A 19,067-nucleotide genomic window follows, 5' to 3' on the forward strand; every position below is an offset into this window, starting at 1 on the left:
TAAGACGATCGTCCTAAAGTATGAAAAAAAACTGATGAATCTGGTAAATATTTATGTATTACAGGTAAAATTTCATATTTTCACATCACTAAGTCGATGAAATTTCATATTATGACACCATTTTACACCTCTACTAGAAAATTGTCGATGCTGAATTTAGCAAATTTTAGTGTATTGAGTATCAAAAGCGGACTAATTCACCGCTTTCCCAAAGGATTTATAGAGTATAAAGAACTAGTTCTAAATACCCTTAAATCCTTTGAGAAAGCGGAGAGTGCTAGTTCTCCGCTGCCTTGCCGATCGAATTCGTTTGTCCCTCCAACTCAGTGTGTTCACTCACAAAGAATAGGTCCGGTTTTACAAACATTCCTTCGACAAGAAATACTCCCTCTGCCTCATATATTCCTTTCAAAGGAATATAGTGATCCCCATACTGCAAAACTGTTTGGTTATGCTTCTGCATAACCCTTCCAATCATGCAGTCGTGGTCACCAGTTCCCCCAATAGCTGGTGTAGTTGTTACCCTGCTAACAATTTCTGAGCCATACTTTTGTTGCAGTGCGAAATATTCACGTGATGGTATGGGCAATGATTCACCATAGGGAAAATTATAGACAACGCCAGATGTATTCTGACTATTCGAATCCATTTGATCGAGCCTCTCATCAATGGACTGTGTGTAAATTTCGAAGTCCTCGTAGTCAGTTACAGGAAGTTCAAATTCACTAGGAAAGTCCTGATTAAATATTTGATGGTTTTCCTCTGCAGGTATGTGAGCAAGAACATCTTCATTCGGATTTCCATGTAGAGCATTGAATAACTCATCGATGGAATTATTCAATTCTTGTGGGATATTTGAGACTTCATATTGAATGGGCTTAGTAACCATTTCCTCGTTATTTGCTGGAATATCTTGCAGAATATCCATTGCATGAGGCGACTCCTCTAGTTTCTGAGCTTGAATTGCAGAATGCTCATTAACTGGCAGTACTAATTTAGGTTCAATTAAAAACTCACTCTCGTGCGTAGCTTCTTTTTCAATAACTGGTTGCACAGATTGAGAAGACCGGTAGTCCACAATAACCGGTGTAATCGCATTTCCTCCGCCAAAGAATGCCGACAGCATCCCAATAGCAAATGGAGAAATAAAAAGTACCCATAAAACTGTCTCGAGACTCACGTCTATCACCTCATGACACTGCGATGAGCAGCAACAGAATTCCTAATACAACTGCACCGAAAAGGGGTGCATAAACTCTCATATCTTCTAATGTCCACCGAACGATCTGAAACCAATACTTTACAGCAACAATACGGCGAATTTGTTTCATAGGACGGCGATGATTCTTTCTAAGTTCTCTGGCAATCAATTCACTCTCAAGAGGATCATCGACGCCCATCCAAATACTCTTATACTCGCCTAAAGTTCCGATTGGTTGTTTACTGTGTATAGCTTTTTTCATCTTCCGACACCTCCGAATTATTTAACTAATCATCTAGGTGTATACTAGATTATAGGAACATGCGTTCTTATAAGTCAAGCAATCACCAATAACTGTATAATCAAAAACGCCTTTCGGTGAGTTATCGTAAGAAACAGATAATCCACCTAAAGGCGTTATAAATAGGGTTACAATATATATATAAAAACCCCTATTGGTACTCAAAGCATCAACAAAAGACACTTCGGCACCCATAGAGGCGAATTTTTGACATAGAAATACCTAAAATAATAGTTAAAACTTAGAATGACCTGTATGTCGCATGACGCAGGCTAGGAATAAAGGATCAAGGATGATATGTTCATATCATACCAAATTCCTAATTAAACGACAACAAAAAATAGAAAGACCGTCGAATGTATATATTACTCGACGGTCTAGGCTTTCAGAAAATTTGTAATCATTAGAAGATCGACATTTGCCCTCCTACTATACCGGTCCGTTTGTCGTTATATTCAAGCACGACAAATTGATGAGACTGAGTTTTTTCTGAAGTTAGTTGAACTTCAGCATCCGGAGAAAGTTCAGGTTGTTGTCCTTTTCCAAATGAATGGACGGCATCATTTTCTTCCGAGTCGTCATTTTTGAGTCGAATCTCACCAAGTGAGTCATCTTCATTTTCAAGATCACCTACTAGCTCTTCTTCCTCTTCTAGATCACCTAGCAGCTCTTCTTCCTCTTCTAGATCACCTAGCAGCTCTTCTTCCTCTTCTAGATCACCCAGCAGCTCTTCTTCCTCTTCTAGATCACCCAGCAGCTCCTCTTCCTCTTCTGGATTACCCAGCAACTCTTCTTCCTCCTCGACGCTTGTGCTTGTAAACGCAAGCCCATCCGTAGAGTTGACTTCTGGATCTGGCAAAGGGTTTATTAACTCTCTTACCATTGTATGCAGCCTGCCATCATTATCCAAGTGAGCACGAAAATCTTCATCCGAAACCCCACTACTCTTAACGGGAAAAAACGTATTATCTATGGCAAGACACCCCTCCAATCCAGTAATTTCTTCCGGTCTATAATACACACCAATATTATTAAAAATCTCATGGTAATTGATCAAGTTTTTAACAGCAATATCCGAATGATCAATCAATTGTTGCTTAAGTTCAGGACACACTGAGGGTATTTTATCAGCTAACTTTCGAAGTGCCTCATTAAGATTAGGAGCCGCTAAAGGCGTAAATCCAAGTTTATGGCCTCTCCAGTTTGTAAGTAACCAACCCTGTTCTGAACCAAAAGTTATCTCCTCATACTGGAAAACATGATCTTTTACGTTGCAATAATCCTTTATCCAACCTGGCATTTTACCGGATAAGTGGATTCTGATAAATAGTTCCGGATCAGCAGGATGGATTTGCAATTTAAGGGGTTTCTGCTCGAAATAATGGCGCACAGGGGTGACCTTCTTTCCCTTCCTCTCATACCACTCAATCACAAAAAGCCCTGTAGAAATATCATATATAGGATACATTGATCGGTATACCCCTCTCTTATACAGCGGCAGAAGTTATCTCTTTCCGCTTCGTTCCGCCTTTCAGCATATCTTTTGCAAACTTCTCCATGTCGACTGCCTGGGAGGCAGTTTTTGAGTCCCCTTCGAATTCATGAGCAAGGTCTGACATATCCAAACCTTGGCGGTCAACAGCTAGGTTAACACCACTAATTTTAGAGAGAACGACCCCGTGAATGTTAACATCTATCGTGTTTGTACCAAGAAGCCAATGTACTTCCACTTCATCTTTCTGACCGAGACGTACAGCTCGGGAATAGCATTGTTCGATTTTTTTTCCGTTAAAATCCAAGTCTACGATAAAGACGGCCTTCGCTTCCGTTAAGGTGTAGCTCTCCGCGCCGGTCCGATGCGACATTACGAGGATTGATAACGGATCAGAAGAATCTTGGAATTTTTTCATGACATCCCAGCGGTGTTCCATAGCCACTTCTCCATGTATGTATTCCGCGTAGCGACCAGGAATGATTTCATCTAGAGTCAGCTTTAAGTGCTCGATCGTTTCCTTATGACCTGAAAAAAGAAGGACTTTCTTCCCTCGACGGACATAGTCCTTGACTTTATTCTCAATGTACTGAAGTTTTGCTGTCGTTCTACCATTAAGGACATTATAGTTAGGAAATACCCAAGGACAGCTCGAAGCCTTCCGCAGCTTATCCATCCAGGTGCATATTTTTATCGTACTGATACGGTATGTCTCACCGCGTATTTCCGCTTTGGATTTCTTCTCTAACTCTTCTTCATACCACAAGCGGAATTCTTCAACCATGCTATCATAAAGCTCTCTTTCAGCAGGCATTAGATCAAGGTGGTAGCGAATATGCTTTGGTTCCGGTACAGCAATATAATCCTTAACGTCCTCGTCGGTCTTCTTCTTCCGGACCATTACAGTATCTAGTATTTTCCATAGTTGTTCGTGGTGACCCACACGAGCTTCAACGGAGTCCACATCCAGAACTCTCCGCTTTGCACCTCCACCATAATACGCCCGGAAGTGTTCAGCACCAACTTTACCATAACCTGCGAAAGGTTTCGGTCTACCTGACGCTGCCTCTAGAGGATCTTCAAAACGTGATGAGAAGCCAGTAAGCCAGCCAAGCAACCAGTATAAATCTGTAACTTCATTCTCAGCAGGTGTCCCTGTAAGAAGTACACGTGTTTTTGCTTTGGTTCGGAGAACAGAACGAGCACGTTTAGTGTCGATATTACTAATGTAGTGTGCTTCGTCTACGGTGACCGAGTCGTAACCTTTATGAAAGTAATGAGAAAGAGATGGAATCTTCTTTTCAATAACGGTGTAGTTGCATTTAACGATTTCCTCTACCCCGTTATGCTTAAATAGCCGCTCTTGATTACAAGTGGTGTTACCCTTTTTCCACTCGCTGCCACAGTCTGGGCAGAGTTTAGGGAGATCTTTTTGAGACCATCGAGCAATAGAGTTGGTTTCCGGATCTATTATTGACGCAGCCTTCCTATTACATTTCATACAGTACTGAAAATTAGCATTGAAATTACCTGGTCCTGCTTCGCAATGGGGGCACTCGTGATGAACTTTTTTTCGGAATACAACTCGTTCATTACTCCACTTTTCATACGAGACAAGGTGAAACCGAACACCTTTCGTTTTCTTAAGATCCCTTGGCGAATTGAGAACGATGTAGTCTGTTCCTTCGACGAAATTAAGGAGTTCAAGCTCTCTTTGCCAGTCGTTTATGTTGCGCTTCATGGTAATAATCAAGTTTAATTGATTTGTTGAGTCAGAAGCTAGTCCGACAATGGTAGTCCGAGTCTTCCCCATTCCCATATCGCATGCATTCATCAGAGTTTTGACACTCACGATATATGCTGCGATATCAATTTGATACGGAAATAATACACTTCCATCTTTGAACGGCTTTCCAAACAGTTCGACAACTCTTTCTCGTGCAGTTTTAAACTCAGGTGTATCTCTCCACTCGTCAAGCGACCGGCTTGAACGCCGATAAGCTCTCCGTTTACTGTCAAGTACATTCTGAACATCCTTGATAGTCTTATCATCAAGCTGAATGTCCCAGGAATCCATGGTTGTTACGGGATGCATCTCATTGATCGGGCCGTCACTCCGTGTCACAAGGGAATGCCATGTAAAGATCTCCTTATTTACAGACTCACCAATTAAGCATTCGCTCAAATTCATTGCTTCCTGCAGAGAGCTAGATTTAAATTCAAGACCCTGTCTTGTGTATTCTATTTTTGCCATAAAAATACCCCACATAATAGATATCATGTGGGGAATCCCTCCTATCATATTGAATTTATACCGTTGTTGGCATCGATTTTTTCTTCGAACTATTTGCCTCCCGAACAAAAGAGGACACATGCGGCATAACCCATAAACGGATACTCTCATTCCCTTCGAGACCCACCGAAACTGGTTGGTCGTAGCCGTCTACATACATTGTCAGTTCATCAGATGTTTTTGACATTGCAAATAGCATTGCAGCCATCTCCAAATGAATAGCACCGACAGCAAAACTCGGCATATCGCCCTCAACGGATGCTGGTAGTGCCTGTTCTAAAACATCAGGGATAACGGCGTAAACCTTATCATCCGTTAGTTGAAGTTGAAGCAAAGCAGCCGTTGGTGCAAGAAGTTTAACGCGCTTGCACACCTCAATGAGTTCGAGACGGTCGATGTTCAGCTTCCCTTTTGTTTTATCATTGAAATAATTATCAATGGGCGGAAACTTTCCAACGAGTGTACGGCACACAGCGGTGGTATAACCGGCCTTAAAAATAACGATCGTCCCTCCGCTGAGGCCTAACTCAATCTCAGCATCGCTCGGAATCACATCAGCCACTCCTTGAAGAGTAGAAACATGAAGGCTCATGGGATCCTCAAACCACTCCATATGCTTCGGATATATAGTTACACCTTTTATGCCATCTGTAGCTCGAACCAGAACGCGACCCGCATCATCTTTAGAAAAATTGGGTCCAAGTGCGCTCGTCATCTGAGCAGCTTTGCTGCTATTATTATGCAAGCAGAACGATGGAACGTAACGTACAATATTGTGCAATACTCCCGGTCTCCATTTCAATGAAGCCTCAAATGGAGGAACTTCAACCATTGGAGAAGTTTCTGGCAAAATATCAACACGAAGCCCCGATTTTCTCTTGCCTCCATTACCCCAGAGGAACTGGAGTCCATCACCATTGTTTTTATCACCATTGTTCTTCTGAACCAATACCTCGACCTCGTCCGGCAATGCCGCGACTTTGACTTCGAGTTCACCTATCCCTGTAGCCACTTCTAGATTCCCTTCAATTTTGCATGGAATCTTCTTCTCGACAGAAATGTCTTGTCCATGATAATAAAACGACACTAATCCGTCTTCAAGCGTCCGAATGTAAATCGTTTTTTCTCCAATACCTGCTTTTCGAGCTGATTTAACGAGCTGGCCAACTAAACCTTTTAGTACTTCACTTTTGATCTTAAACATAGTTACTTTCCTCCTCACGGATAATTGGATTGTTGTTATAAAAAGCGCTCCGAATATTTTTCACCTCCGTTTTATGGAACGCAAAAAACCCGTAAGCGACAAATTAGCTATTAAATAGCACTTTGTCACCCACGGGGCGAATTTAGACATATTATCCCTGTTTAACATTACCATTAGTGAAGCCTGATAGAATTCCTCTTTCAGCGCATGCTCAGAGGTAATGAATTAGGTAAGAATAGGGTATGCATTCATTGTAAATAAAAAGAAGGATATAAGCAAGTAATGCCTCTCCAAATTTCTCCTATATTTAATTAGCACATATTATGAAGTAAAACTACTACAAGAAAGGTGATTGCTTGATGACACCTGTTAATGATAGAGAGCTCTTTAAAGGACAAGTTGTTCAGGTTTACCGAAACCTTAATAGAGACTGTTTTTCTATACGTGACAAGAAGACCAGACTCGTAGTTGGGTATTGCATGAGTGTCACATTAACAAACGCTCGGTTCGTCGTATCTGCACCCGGCCATGCCAGAGTCATTAAAACAGGTATTAGAACTGTTCATGCCTACGTTGAAGGAGAGTTTATATCTGCGGAAGATGATAAAAAAGACTATTACGACATAGGGTATTACAATCCATTTAAAACTGAAAAGTTTATTCAAGAGAATACCGGAAAACTTCTCGAGTTCGCCTCTTTTGCACACTGCCAAGGAACGAGAGTATACTTTTTGCCCTAAAACAGTAAAAAGGTGCATCCCTAAGGGGCTGCACCTTTTTTATTCATTTGCCTAATACTGCGGCTGCTCACAGAGATCGCTAAGTAGTAGTTTATCCATCGCTTTTTTTATGAATTCAGGCAACTTGTGATGTTGATCTGGAATAAAAAGTAATGATGCTACCACTTCATTCAATCCGTGGATCCGCACTTTATTGCCGAAGTATAGCTCATGATCAGAAATATCTGAATAGAATTTTATTGACTCCGGAATGACCTCGGGTACATATCCCTTCTCTATCAAGAAGTTTTTCACTGCTGCAGGGGTGCGAAGATCATAAAGTAAGGTCCAGAACACTTCATCCCAGCATGGAGTAGAAAGGCATACTTCTCGAGCTCTCTCTGGTGTCATATAAGAGAATCCATCACCTATTGAGGCTTTAATGGCATTAGCTACTTCCAATTCAGATTCCAAGACACCGGTATATTCCTTTATACTTTGCGGCACTTGATTGGAATGAAACCCAGCTTTAAGCAACACTCTCTTGGCTTCAAATGGCGTTTTCCCACTAATGATCTGCCAATAATGTCTTTCCAAACTGTAAGCTTCTACAGGTGTCTTAATAGTACCGGCGTCGATATAATCGTTTACAAAAGCTCTTGCCGCTTCTAAGGATCTAATCTCTCCTCGTGATACTACAAAGGTTACATTATTCCAGAAGACATTCCTACCAAACTCATTAGACTTGATGGGATTCCAAAAATACGGTATATTCTCGCCTGTAACCTTCTTGGCACGATTTAGCACCTCATAAATCTCTCTTTCACCACCACCAAAGTCGGTTGTGATGTAGTAAATAAAATTGAGTTTCTCCTTCACTAATTCCCCTTGCTGATTAAGCACACGTAGATTGACAAGCTTGGTGGCATCGAGTTCCAGTTTTGAACATTCCCTTGACTGGTTCAAAATTGCCTCCTCAATAGCGTAATAGCGAGGATCAACAACTAAATTCGGAATGGTCGTTTCATTTTCATTTAACTGGTATTCCTTATTCAAAACCAATGCACCATAATAAGGAATAGGTTCTGGTGTGAGGTCAAGTTCGTTCTCTTCCCATCCCATTTCTAGTTTCCACACACTTTTAATGTATTCAATATCCTCTTTACTTACTATCTCAAGATCTGCTTCCTTCTGATAGTGAAGGACATTTTTTAAGAGAAATATCCTCCCTTGGAGTGAGAAACTAGCTAAAGCAAGGTCAGGATTAGCCGGTATTCCTCCAGTACAGAGAGGTTCATATGGAGCTGCTTCCTCGTCGTTCAAATCTTTAGACTCAAGATCAAAGATCATAAGTTGACCATTCTCTTCATCATTATCCAAAAATGGATTAACAGTATCGAGAATTTTTAACCTTGACTTGCGGATCGGCTCACGGAAATTCGCATCATAAAGCATATGTCTCATGATTGTACGGAGTTTAAGGATTGGTTCTGCCCACTTTTCTCCACGGTCGAGGAAATATTTCAACATTTTATCATCTTTGACAAAGAGACAAATTATGCAACCATTTCTTGAAGTACCGCAGCTCTGCTTAATTTCACCGATCTGCATTGGGCATTCCCCACTGTCTTTGTACAGTGAATAGAGCTGAAGAAAACGGGTACCCCAGGGAAAACGAGGGCTACAACTCATAAGAGTATCCCATAATACCTCGTCCGAGATGTCCTTAATTGGGTGACATTCAAACCGCCCCTTCATCGGCTTTCTCTCTTCATTTTTCTCCTTATCTTTCTTAGTGCGGTATTTTTGGAAGATGAACTCATCTGCACCGTTTTTCCTGATAGATGATGCCCTTTTGGCAGATTCATCTATCCGCACTCCGGTAAAGATCACAACTTCACCATGTTCCGCAAGCAGACCTTTGATAAAAAACCTCGGTTGGACTGATCTTAAACGCATCAGTACACCAGCGAAATGGGCTAGCAGGCGTGGAAAGCGGTAAGCCGTTACCAATGACCTTTGCTGCAAACCGATTTTTCTGATCCGGCATTACGATGTGAGCTTGCAGACAATCCAACCCCTGAGCAGCAGCGCTTGTCTTCATTTTCTCAATAGATTCATGTACAAAAGATTTAAGACCAGGGTTTTCGAGTCCTGTATCGCTGCTAATGATATGAACTTGCCTCAACCTTTGTTCCGAAGGGATCTCTGAGAGAGCGATCCAGATGCACAAGCACAGGAAGGTTGAATCTTTTCCCATTGAGGATGCAATTACCCATGGCCGAGTGTTTGTGATATCCAAATATGCAACTTTAATTCGCTCGATTACAACTCGTACCTCATCCCCGACTTCTTTAAACGAAGGCCGGACAATCGAATCCTTTGGAAGATCAGGAATGTTGTCTTTAGCTTCCCATTCTGAAAAAAGAGTTAGCTGTGCCATTTATATCACCTCTTTCAAAACAACTTCGTATCTGCCGTTCGAAGAGACAATATAAGTTCCCGCAATGATTAGTCGATTGGCTACTCTTAATTGGTCCAAGTGCTCAATCGAAATTTCGGCCAAGATGTGTGTTTTACAATAAAACGGGTCAATTTCAAATAATTCAACCGGTGTCTTCTCTATCGAATAACTAATGTTGACTGCCTCCAAAGCCTCTTCAACCGAAATACCTAAATTTGGATCATGAAACAAAATAGCTACTTTGTTCATATCAAATTTCTCCTCTCTAGTAGTCGTTAATAAAAAAGGCCTGGAGGGTTGTTTTTCTCCAGACCTTTACCGCACCGCGTTATTAGAAATCAAATGTAAGTTGATATGCAGGATCAATTTCTATGCCTGCTACCGAGTTGTTTACAGTTTCCGGAAGGGATTCATCATTTTCCAAATGAATCAATTCATCAACAAAATATTTTCCATTCTCTGAAATAGCGATTTGTATCATCTTGTATACCTCCATGAGTTATTCTCTTTTACAAGCGTCTGCCGCCTTCATAATTACATTACGATATCAGAACTCACCATTAAATCTGGTCAATAATATAAGGTTTTCTCATATCAATGTTCATATCTCCTCTCGTAACAATTTGGGTTGTAAGACGCAAAAATGCGTCTATCACAAATAACTAAGGTAATGAGTAACCATCCTTTAGTTGCTTCTGATAAACGCACTTTAAGAACAAAAAAAGCGCCATCGAGCAATCGATCTTATTAAAGGGCATAGATCTCCCCTGATAAGTATTGATCGCTGAATAAGCGCATTCCGATAATTAAAATTCCCCTTATTCCCAAGATAGGGGTATGTATGCAGCAAATAAGAAAACAAAGATATGTTGATATTATAACACTTGCTAACAATATTGAAAACAAAAAGGGGGGCCGTGCGATCTGCAGGTCCCCCTATAATATATCTAGCGATTTGACTTTTTACATCATAAGCAAGTGTAATTGGCCGTCAGAATCCATGGATAAGGGCATACTAGTATCAACTGCCTCCTTCTTATCCGCCGGCTTCTTGAACATAGATTTAAAGAACACAGTTGCAATTTCATTAGCGAAGGCCCGAAAGACTCTTCCGCAAGCGGACTGTCCAATTTGTTCGTATATCCTCCAAACAGGAGTATGGACAGAGAATTGAAAATCTTCTGGTATACCGAAAATTCGGCGCAATTCGTTGATAGATAAGAACCTCCATTGATTCTTATCTGGATGTAACACGTAAGAATTGCTCGCGCTATGGGATCGATAACGTTTTGGAATACATTGCAATACTGTACTATTTTCATCAACGAATGTAAGTTCAGTCGACCTATCTGCCCATGCATTATTCTTCTCTTTTTTCGAATTGAAAGAGGCGAACCATTTGTCGAGCGATTTCCACTCATGCTCCGTCCCTTTCGGGTCGAGGAACTCCTTAAGTTTCTTCTTCCTCACCTTTTTGGGAGGAGTCGGAACACGGAATTCTAACATATCGTCTTGATGACGAAATGCAATAGAATAACTTCTCTCACGTTTGGCGATTGATCCAAAGTCATGACTTTCTAGTTTTACTGGCCCAACCCAAAATGGAAAATCGGAAAGAATAAGTTCCTGCAGATCAGTATAAGATCGAGTCTTATAATATTCAGGAACGTTCTCAAAAAATACGATTTTCGGTTCTGCAGCCTTAATAATTTTACTAGTAGCCAAAGCTAGATTCTGAAATACCCCCTGTTCTCCTTCTCCTAATGAGCTGTGCTGATTGCATGGTAAACTCACCAATGCCACATCCGCCTTTGCAACTACGTTGCAATCACGAATGTCCCCGTTAAAAAGGAATGAATTAGGATAGTTCAGCTTCAGGTTTTCTGCAGAATCTTCCTCTAACTCTATCTCCATGACTGGGGAAAAATAATTTGAGTCCCGGAAGTAAACTGTCCCAATTCCACAGCCAGCTGCTATAGATAGCAACCGAATGCGCTCATCACTTGGTACATCTAAAGTCTCAGTATTGAACAGTCTAAAACGCAATGGGCGAACCACGACTCGCGAGTAATCTCCAAGACTATAAACACAGATCTCTACTTTGTCTTGCACGGAGATAATCGATGCATATGATTCTCTCGCTGAATCAACAAGAGGTCGAAGTGCCCCACTGGTCTTATTTACACGTGAAGAAACGTGCACTTGATGTACATCGTGTTCATCGGCATCCTCAAACTCCCGGTTTTGAATCAAGATTTCCTTAGCTTCTTCATCCATCCGAATGTGAAGTTCTTCCCCAGGAACGAAGCCGCTGGCTTCACATACTAGATGCTGTAGCCATATGCGGGGCGTCTCTTTCTTTTTACTCACTTGATAAACCTTCTGAAGGATAAGTTTAATGTTTTCCTTAATTTTCATTATAGACAACCATGGAGTAATTATCCTCCATGGTCTTCCTCCCTTTAATCAAAATTAGAACCATTCTCTTCAATTAATTATCTTAGTAGATTATTTATCGCTCATTGGTTCTTACCGACTGTCTCATCAGATAATTCACTCTCCTTAATTGGATTATATTGGGTTGTTTAGGCAAAAAAATAACGCCTAATCACAGATCACCAATCTAATTGAGCAGACTGCCCCATTGAAGATTGATACGCTGTAATTAAGCGTCATTCGCAGATAGAATAAGTCCATAGGTCGCATGACTGGACATAGTAGAACATAGAGAATAGCAAGGTATGTTTCTTATCATACCATCCTTCCCTTCAAAAGTTAAGTATACAGAAGAAGCCCTCTTGTTAAAGAGAGCCTCTTTGAAAATTAGATTAGCAAGGACCACCGATCCCATGCCGGAAAGCACCTGCAGGGTAATTCCATTCTGCATCAAGAGGGAGAATGATATCTTGGGCTTTAATTTCTCCCGTAAGCAGCTGATGGATCGCTTTCTTCTCAGAGTGAACAACGCAGCTTTCCGCGTCACCAACGAATTCATCGATCGACTTGTTGTTGTCTAATGTAAACTGAAGCTCTTGCTCTGCTAGACGTAGATTCTGGTAGTAATCAGGGAGAATATCCTTGATACCAGCAAAATGCGAAGGCGAACTAAATATACAGCAAGCACACGAAGCTCTACCCCACCCTACCGTGTAGCATGGATGTGGGACTACTCTATTTCTTCGAAGTACTTCCCACACATCTTTCTCGGAAAAATCAATTATACTTCTGAAGTGGTGAACAACACGCTTATTACGAATAGGTGCGTGGGTTCTATGGAGCTCCATCATATTATATTTGGATCGGTTAGTACTTTCACCTCTCCTCTCACCACTTACAACCATAATCTTGCAATCTCGCTTAGTGTCAACTTGGTGAGTGATGGCTACACAACCTACTTCAATTTTCAGGATGCCGCTGCAATACCTTGTCTGAAGGTTTGCTCCTTTTGCTGGAAATTTGAATCGATATCCATAACTACGAAGTTCTTCTTCGTATAACTTGTATAACTCCAGATTATCTTCTGCTTCAGCTTGATCCATTAGTCTTTTTAGTTCCAAACTCCTGGTCCACGCTGAAGGTTCAATCCGTCTCATTGAACCATCAGCGTCTTGAAACTGAACAGGTTGTTTAGATCCATAACGATAAACCTCCCCCCAGAATCCTCCCTCACGGAATGAAAATCTAATCTCTAGACCGAATGCCTCTGCAAATGCTCTGCAGTAATTTTTTGTTACCGGCCAGTCCATTTTCCTCTTTGAATTTCCATCAATATCGTGATGGAGAAGAATAATTTTCTTAGGAGGCACACCTAGTTCAAGTAAATTTAATGCCGCTGCTACAGAATCTTTCCCTCCCGAAAATAATACAAAAAATAGATCATACGTTTCCAATGGATCCGTTTTTTCTAAGTAATGCTTTCGCATGTGCGGTGTATCGGTACGACCTGGTAATGTAGGGATTATCGAAATCCTATTTCCGTAGATAGGAAGTGGTTTGTTACCATGATTAACTGGTGTGTTAATTGTGCAGTCACGATCACGTATTATATCGATTTCCCGCTCTACCTTAATTTCAACATTCTCTGTTTCAAATGATAGCGTAAGTTGTCCATTTTCCAATTAACCCACTCTCCTTATAAATAATAAAGGGAGTGACAAAAAATCTGTCATTCCCTTTACAAATCATTATTTATCAATATTTAGAACAAGCTTAACTGTCCTTTTTCTTCTACAAACTTTGGTTTGTGAAATAATGTATTATCTAGTCTATCACTATTTAACCTATCTCTTAGCCAGTTGCCCATTATATAAGTAGCCAGTTCAGTACCAATCGAGCGGAGGACATTACCGTCACAACTTTGACCAAGCAGTTTTGTTTTGGTCGCATCACTGGAAATTTCATCATCAAATTCAAACCAATCAGGAATACCCATGATCCTAGAAATTTCATGCGGTTCGAAAATTCTCCACCACAATGGATTATCAGGGTGCGTTAAATATGAGCTTGTTACTTGTACCTTACGGTACGAAGTAACAAAGGCCGCTAACCTAGTACTATCGAGAGTGACAAGGGTATGATTCGACTCAGCACGAAAATTATTGTTACCTTTCTTATTTAGTAATCCCTCCATCACAGTTCCTTTAATTGGTTTCCAATTTCCTTGCTCAACGTTAAACCCTTTTAGTACCTGTTTTAGCGTAGGACGACGATGTTCAGGGATTTTCGGTGGTGTCGGCATCTTAAAACTATCCAGCGATCGAGTGCTGTATACGCAGTACCCTCTACGTCGGCCAGCAACGCTTCCCATATCGTAGGCGTCAATCATGACAGGACCTGTGGTATATGGAAACTTAATGCTCAGCAAAGAATTAAGTTGCTCAAACGCTCGGGACTTATAATACGGCACGACTTGTTCGATCAATACATAATCTGCTCCAGATGCATAAACGATCCTAGCGTAATGAGGACTTAAGGCAGTCGAGATGTCCTCCTTACGAGTACCAAGCATACTAAACTCAACGCACTCAGGGGAAAGAAATACAAGATCGGACTCCGGGATTAGGCTACTATGAATGTTCCTGAGATCAGTGAACAAAGATAAGCTGTTTCTGAAATTGTGACGATATACGTCTATGGCTTCAGCCCAAACATCAAGCGATCCAACTGGGCCATATGCTCCTAGATCCACAAGACAGGCAAGGCCCACACCTGCTCCTCCCGGCACCGAAAGTGTTCGAATTTTCTTTTGTTCAGACCCCATCAGCATTGGAGTACGGATATAAGCTAGGTCAAAACTGCGAGAATGCCTAATGACCAGCATGCCTTCAGAAACCAAGATATCGATTTGTTCCCTTGCTTTGATAACAGCACTAATTTCTCGATTGCATTTATCCATTAACGGACGTTCCCTCTTCCATCCCGCTCGTTTTCGCTTCGAGATTATGTGAGTCTTGTCATCCGTCTTCGTAAAGATTAAAGCGTCCCGTTCAATCGTCATATGGACCCCGTCACCCACATTAAAGTTCCCTGCCTCCAGCACGGTTGGTTCTAGGAAGATCCATGTGTTCCCTGCTTTTTCACTGGTCCGAATATTGCGAATCAACTTCACTTTCAGGTCATTCTGTCTACATGCTTCCATGGCTCAAATCCCCATTCTTTTGTATTAAAAACAAACGACCCCGATAGGTAGTCGCCTTATTCATCAGAAGATGTATTCGAGTAATCCAGAACTTAACTGGAATGATCAATGGCCTAGCATAACCAACTCAAACGCAAAACTGACCACCGCTTGGTTCGAGCCAGGCACTCTCACATCATTAATCTGCTTAGCAGTAAAACATGTTCACTTCTCTAAGAATTTATAAAGACAAAAAAAGCGCTTATTTAGAAAGACCCCAGAATTGATGTCATAAGACACATCTTGGTCACTTAATAAATAAGCGCATTTTGCTTTAGAACAAGTCCTGCCGCATGGCTAGACTTGAAATTTAGAAAAAGTAAATTAGGCATCATCTCATATTCTATCATTTTAGTGATCTGCTATTGGTGAAGGGAATACTTGCTTGTAAACCTGTATCTCCCCTCCGGATAAAAAACAAAGAACCTGGAGTTAGGCTAACGTCTTTCTTGATTCCTTAATTTTATTTATTTTATCAGATTGATGATGCAGCTTGTCCGAGGTCAAATTCAAGTTCTGTTTGTCCTTTTAATCGAATTTCATTTAAGATTGCAGCTGGTCCGGATAGCAGATTCCCTTTTCTAATTTCTGTAACCCCACGGTTGAATGCCTCAGTTTTAGTAATTACGTCTGAACTCCGACTCCCTACTACATGAAACAAAACCAGATTAGAGCCCGGCATTTCACTAACAAAAATCGTTTGTTTTTCCATCTTCTATTTTCTCTCCTTTTAATTAAATTTTGTCTATCTCAACAAATCATTAGAGAAACTTGATATCTCTCTTCCTAAGCGAGGCCAAATTTGCAGCTGAAAAATCCTCACTTGTCTGACACAGGCTAGCTATACAGCCTCCTTCAATGGCCAGATCCAATAAGTTAGTTACTGGATTTTTAACTAGACAAAAGCAAAAAGCGCATTATCTTAATAGACCAAAAAGAATTCCATCAAAAGACAGATTGGTCGCTTTAAGATAAAGCGCATTGAGTGAATTAGAATTATCCTAGCGCATGCCGGGACAAGAGAAAACAGCACAATTGAAGGTATAGCTAAATATTACCACCGTTTTGGTATCTTGGATAGTAGCATAATCTCAACCAATTCAACTGAGTGAGTAAAATTTGTCCGAAATAAGGGATACATGAATAAAACCGCTAGCTCCAGGTTTAGTCGCTGGGTTAACGGTTTTTTAATCTTTCTCTTTTAGTTCTTAAATGATCTTGAAATTGTTTTCTCTCAGCAAGCAAATCAATTAATTTACTCTCCAATGAAGGTAGCTCCGATACAGTAAACCGCTTCGTGTCTAAAAAGACTAGGTTTTTTCCTTTCCCCACTGCAATCACAACCCTTCAGACAAATCTAATAAGGTCATTATACACTACAGAATAGAAAAAGGAAAAGAGCGGTATAAAGGTTTGTTTTGATTCCGCTCTTTTGGAAAATGCTATTTAATGTTTACGATTGAGGAGCCTTAATTTCCGCCTCAATTGACTTCAACCGGTTAATAAGGAGCCCTTGGTTTGTGAGGATTTTCTTAGCATCACTTAATTTGTGACTTTCTTTTTCGTGGTCTCCATTGCAGCAATTTCTGCAAGTGCATTCGCCAAGGATATCGCGAATTATATCTTCATGTTTCCTTAATCCACCTTCAGATAACATTCTGCTTCTCCTCCTCGTTGAGCAACATTCCACGCTCCTCCAAGTGCAGCAGGATACCTTGTACCAAACGATACATCTCACGTGATTCGATCATATTTCGAAGATCACGTGACTCATTATTGAAGTGGAAACTATATACAAATACTCTACCCTTTATCACAAAACGATAAGAGTCCACAAATCTTCCTTCGCCTTTGATGTCCAGATCGGAGTACTCCCTGAAAGTTTGATTTCTTACAACTCTTACTGCTGCCCATGTACTGTATTTCGGTTCATTAATGGGAATTCGCATTGGGGTTGTTGAGTTTCCTTGCTCATAGAGCCGGTACAACGTATCTCCTCGTAATTCAAATAAAGAAAAGTCAGAACAGATTCTGAGGTCGAAGGGGTTAAACAACCCTTCTTCCTTTAACAACCTGTAAAGCTCGCTTATAGCAAACTTATATACCGTTAAGGTCTGCTGACTAAACTTCGCGAGCCTATCAAGAACTACGTTTAACAGTTCGTTTTCTTCTTGATAAGTAGACAATTCTTCAATTTTAACCATAAGTTCAGCTGAACTTGATTCGAATGCTTGCCGGATTTCAGAAATTTCGTTCCCTCGTCTCGTCGCATTGATAATGAGTTCATCGCGTATCCAAGAATAAAGACCATCGTATGTAAAATCCTTATTCTGCAGGAATGAGGAGAAGATTTCAAACTCCTCTTTATTTTTAAACTTGTATGTTCGAATATCAAATCGTGGGTGGCCAATAGTAGCCATATCTTTTATATTCAAATAAACCCTTAATGCCAACCACAACAATGGAATAATCCATGTTGCGATATTGGTATAATCAAAAGTAAAGAGATATCCTATTCCACCGTAAGCAGCAAAGCCTAAATACGTTATAACTGCAGAAGATTTAATAAGCTTAAATAGACCAATCTCATCCGGACGTACCTCTTTATACCCCCTGAAATCAAACAATGAACGAAGGATGGCAACTAAAAACCAGCTGGATCCGTTCATTTGCTCTAGGTGATACACGTAATTCCTTCTCATAGGAATTAGCTTGTCATCCATGGTTTTTCTCATTGCTTCCAAATATGATAAGTAAGTATTTTCGCTCAAAGACACCAGTTCCTTTCCATGAACGGATATATTAAAAATCATTTGCGCAGCGCCTCGAACTTCTCTACGATATCCTTTTGAATAAAGGTAGATTTGGATTGGGCAAACTGAGCATTAAAGTTAATCTTATGAAAGTAGATATTCTGCTTGTCCATCAGGTTATTCAATAAGGTCATTGTGAGCTGGGCAGCCATCTGATTCGTCTGAAGTCGTTGCGGATTGTTTAAGATTGTATCGCCGCAAGACTGACCAGGGAATTCAGTCTTCTCATCCCCTAAGATGTTGGGATAGACCCTCGTCACTGGTTCCAAAATGGTTTCGCCACGGAACTTATAACCGCATACGACCTGGCCGCCAAATCCGCTAAATTCGATCATCTGGAGTTCTGCCGGCGACGGATCGTCAAAAAGCATAATCCCTTCAATGCCTGCATCAATCCAAATCAAATCTTCAATCAGGTCAGAGTGAAAAAACTCGTCAAATAGCTGCCGCGTCTTGTTGTTGTCGACAAGGCCGACTAATATCGGAACTACTTGTACATTAGGCCCGATATTAAGATCACCAGAACCAAATAAGTTCGCGAGCATTTCGAGACTCGTTACGAATTCCGTAACGGCCTTCACTTCAAGACCATAATAATCGGCATACCGCTCAACCAGAGAAACAACCTTGTATTCATCAAGGTCATCTTGGTCAAATAGTTGCCGTTGAAAATTCTTCTGTTCCACCCGATCTGCGTCGATAAGGGTAATATCGAAGGAGATCGGCGGTCGTTCATTGGCCGCCAGATAACCTGAAATCGTTTGTAACAACGTCCGAACAAAATGTGACCCGTTTCCGCCAGCTCCGACTACGCAGATTTGGAACAGAACGTGATTTTTTTCTTTAACGTTAATTGCATTCATCGATTTATCACCTCAAATGAACAAGGAGACTCGAATCCGA

The 19,067-nt window shown here is 40.8% G+C and carries 17 protein-coding genes; 1 reads left to right on the forward strand and 16 read right to left on the reverse strand.

Going from position 1 to position 19,067, the window contains the following annotated elements:
• Positions 1-277: 277 nt before the first annotated feature.
• The 5 genes from ACFQ3J_RS24415 to ACFQ3J_RS24435 form a co-directional block, all read right to left on the reverse strand.
• Complete coding sequence (locus tag ACFQ3J_RS24415; RefSeq protein WP_090727628.1) at positions 278-1,180, reverse strand: hypothetical protein; 903 nt, start codon at positions 1,178-1,180, stop codon at positions 278-280.
• Positions 1,181-1,190: 10 nt separating this feature from the next.
• Positions 1,191-1,463 (reverse strand): hypothetical protein, encoded by a 273-nt coding sequence (locus ACFQ3J_RS24420; protein WP_090727626.1) that lies wholly within the window; start codon positions 1,461-1,463, stop codon positions 1,191-1,193.
• A gap of 442 nt (positions 1,464-1,905) precedes the next feature.
• A complete protein-coding gene (locus ACFQ3J_RS24425) occupies positions 1,906-2,970 on the reverse strand; it encodes a hypothetical protein (RefSeq protein WP_170862571.1) in 1,065 nt (354 codons plus the stop codon).
• Positions 2,971-2,989: 19 nt separating this feature from the next.
• The gene (locus tag ACFQ3J_RS24430; protein WP_244533611.1) at positions 2,990-5,275 is read right to left on the reverse strand and encodes an SNF2-related protein; all 2,286 of its coding nucleotides are present in this window, start codon (positions 5,273-5,275) and stop codon (positions 2,990-2,992) included.
• Positions 5,276-5,303: 28 nt separating this feature from the next.
• Positions 5,304-6,491: a hypothetical protein gene (locus ACFQ3J_RS24435; RefSeq protein WP_090727624.1), complete on the reverse strand. Its 1,188-nt coding sequence runs from the start codon at positions 6,489-6,491 to the stop codon at positions 5,304-5,306.
• 359 nt (positions 6,492-6,850) lie between these two features.
• On the opposite strand from ACFQ3J_RS24435, the gene ACFQ3J_RS24440 reads away from it, so the two are divergent.
• Positions 6,851-7,231, forward strand: coding sequence for a hypothetical protein (locus tag ACFQ3J_RS24440; RefSeq protein ID WP_090727621.1), 381 nt, complete (start codon positions 6,851-6,853; stop codon positions 7,229-7,231).
• Positions 7,232-7,282: 51 nt separating this feature from the next.
• Here the strand turns inward: ACFQ3J_RS24440 and ACFQ3J_RS24445 are convergent, their stop codons facing one another.
• The 11 genes from ACFQ3J_RS24445 to ACFQ3J_RS24495 all read right to left on the reverse strand — a co-directional run bounded on the left by ACFQ3J_RS24445 (position 7,283) and on the right by ACFQ3J_RS24495 (position 19,027).
• A complete protein-coding gene (locus tag ACFQ3J_RS24445; RefSeq protein WP_139237036.1) occupies positions 7,283-9,169 on the reverse strand; it encodes a hypothetical protein in 1,887 nt (628 codons plus the stop codon).
• Complete coding sequence (locus tag ACFQ3J_RS24450; protein WP_090727619.1) at positions 9,108-9,653, reverse strand: hypothetical protein; 546 nt, start codon at positions 9,651-9,653, stop codon at positions 9,108-9,110. The genes ACFQ3J_RS24445 and ACFQ3J_RS24450 overlap by 62 nt, the downstream gene beginning before the upstream one ends.
• A complete protein-coding gene (locus ACFQ3J_RS24455; protein WP_090727617.1) occupies positions 9,654-9,923 on the reverse strand; it encodes a hypothetical protein in 270 nt (89 codons plus the stop codon). It abuts the gene before it with no gap.
• A gap of 82 nt (positions 9,924-10,005) precedes the next feature.
• On the reverse strand, positions 10,006-10,155 hold the full coding sequence (locus tag ACFQ3J_RS24460) for a hypothetical protein (RefSeq protein ID WP_170862570.1): 150 nt from the start codon (positions 10,153-10,155) through the stop codon (positions 10,006-10,008).
• A 482-nt stretch (positions 10,156-10,637) separates the two neighbouring features.
• Positions 10,638-12,044, reverse strand: coding sequence for a DNA cytosine methyltransferase (locus tag ACFQ3J_RS24465; RefSeq protein ID WP_251584336.1), 1,407 nt, complete (start codon positions 12,042-12,044; stop codon positions 10,638-10,640).
• 458 nt (positions 12,045-12,502) lie between these two features.
• Entirely contained in the window at positions 12,503-13,792 is a 1,290-nt protein-coding gene (locus ACFQ3J_RS24470; protein ID WP_211753680.1) for a phosphoadenosine phosphosulfate reductase domain-containing protein, read from the reverse strand.
• Between the two features lie 80 nt (positions 13,793-13,872).
• Positions 13,873-15,312 carry a DNA cytosine methyltransferase gene (locus tag ACFQ3J_RS24475; protein WP_090727614.1) on the reverse strand — a complete coding sequence of 480 codons (1,440 nt, stop codon included), beginning with the start codon at positions 15,310-15,312 and terminating at the stop codon, positions 13,873-13,875.
• A 514-nt stretch (positions 15,313-15,826) separates the two neighbouring features.
• A complete protein-coding gene (locus tag ACFQ3J_RS24480) occupies positions 15,827-16,063 on the reverse strand; it encodes a hypothetical protein (RefSeq protein ID WP_090727613.1) in 237 nt (78 codons plus the stop codon).
• A 741-nt stretch (positions 16,064-16,804) separates the two neighbouring features.
• Positions 16,805-17,008: a hypothetical protein gene (locus ACFQ3J_RS24485; RefSeq protein ID WP_090727611.1), complete on the reverse strand. Its 204-nt coding sequence runs from the start codon at positions 17,006-17,008 to the stop codon at positions 16,805-16,807.
• Complete coding sequence (locus tag ACFQ3J_RS24490; RefSeq protein ID WP_139237035.1) at positions 16,998-18,122, reverse strand: hypothetical protein; 1,125 nt, start codon at positions 18,120-18,122, stop codon at positions 16,998-17,000. The genes ACFQ3J_RS24485 and ACFQ3J_RS24490 overlap by 11 nt, the downstream gene beginning before the upstream one ends.
• Before the next feature lie 38 nt (positions 18,123-18,160).
• Positions 18,161-19,027, reverse strand: coding sequence for a ThiF family adenylyltransferase (locus tag ACFQ3J_RS24495; RefSeq protein WP_090727608.1), 867 nt, complete (start codon positions 19,025-19,027; stop codon positions 18,161-18,163).
• Between the last annotated feature and the right edge of the window lie 40 nt (positions 19,028-19,067).

The sequence above is a fragment of the Paenibacillus provencensis genome, assembly GCF_042678545.1.
Lineage (GTDB): Bacteria > Bacillota > Bacilli > Paenibacillales > Paenibacillaceae > Paenibacillus > Paenibacillus provencensis.

What these genes read in the sequence shown, in the direction of transcription:
- ACFQ3J_RS24420 (WP_090727626.1), bottom strand. Translation starts at nt 1,463, where the DNA reads ATGAAAAAAGCTATACACAGTAAACAACCAATCGGAACTTTAGGCGAG.
- ACFQ3J_RS24425 (WP_170862571.1), bottom strand. Translation starts at nt 2,970, where the DNA reads ATGTATCCTATATATGATATTTCTACAGGGCTTTTTGTGATTGAGTGG.
- ACFQ3J_RS24430 (WP_244533611.1), bottom strand. Translation starts at nt 5,275, where the DNA reads ATGATATCTATTATGTGGGGTATTTTTATGGCAAAAATAGAATACACA.
- ACFQ3J_RS24435 (WP_090727624.1), bottom strand. Translation starts at nt 6,491, where the DNA reads ATGTTTAAGATCAAAAGTGAAGTACTAAAAGGTTTAGTTGGCCAGCTC.
- ACFQ3J_RS24440 (WP_090727621.1), top strand. Translation starts at nt 6,851, where the DNA reads ATGACACCTGTTAATGATAGAGAGCTCTTTAAAGGACAAGTTGTTCAG.
- ACFQ3J_RS24445 (WP_139237036.1), bottom strand. Translation starts at nt 9,169, where the DNA reads ATGCGTTTAAGATCAGTCCAACCGAGGTTTTTTATCAAAGGTCTGCTT.
- ACFQ3J_RS24450 (WP_090727619.1), bottom strand. Translation starts at nt 9,653, where the DNA reads ATGGCACAGCTAACTCTTTTTTCAGAATGGGAAGCTAAAGACAACATT.
- ACFQ3J_RS24455 (WP_090727617.1), bottom strand. Translation starts at nt 9,923, where the DNA reads ATGAACAAAGTAGCTATTTTGTTTCATGATCCAAATTTAGGTATTTCG.
- ACFQ3J_RS24460 (WP_170862570.1), bottom strand. Translation starts at nt 10,155, where the DNA reads ATGATACAAATCGCTATTTCAGAGAATGGAAAATATTTTGTTGATGAA.
- ACFQ3J_RS24475 (WP_090727614.1), bottom strand. Translation starts at nt 15,312, where the DNA reads ATGGAAGCATGTAGACAGAATGACCTGAAAGTGAAGTTGATTCGCAAT.
- ACFQ3J_RS24480 (WP_090727613.1), bottom strand. Translation starts at nt 16,063, where the DNA reads ATGGAAAAACAAACGATTTTTGTTAGTGAAATGCCGGGCTCTAATCTG.
- ACFQ3J_RS24485 (WP_090727611.1), bottom strand. Translation starts at nt 17,008, where the DNA reads ATGTTATCTGAAGGTGGATTAAGGAAACATGAAGATATAATTCGCGAT.
- ACFQ3J_RS24495 (WP_090727608.1), bottom strand. Translation starts at nt 19,027, where the DNA reads ATGAATGCAATTAACGTTAAAGAAAAAAATCACGTTCTGTTCCAAATC.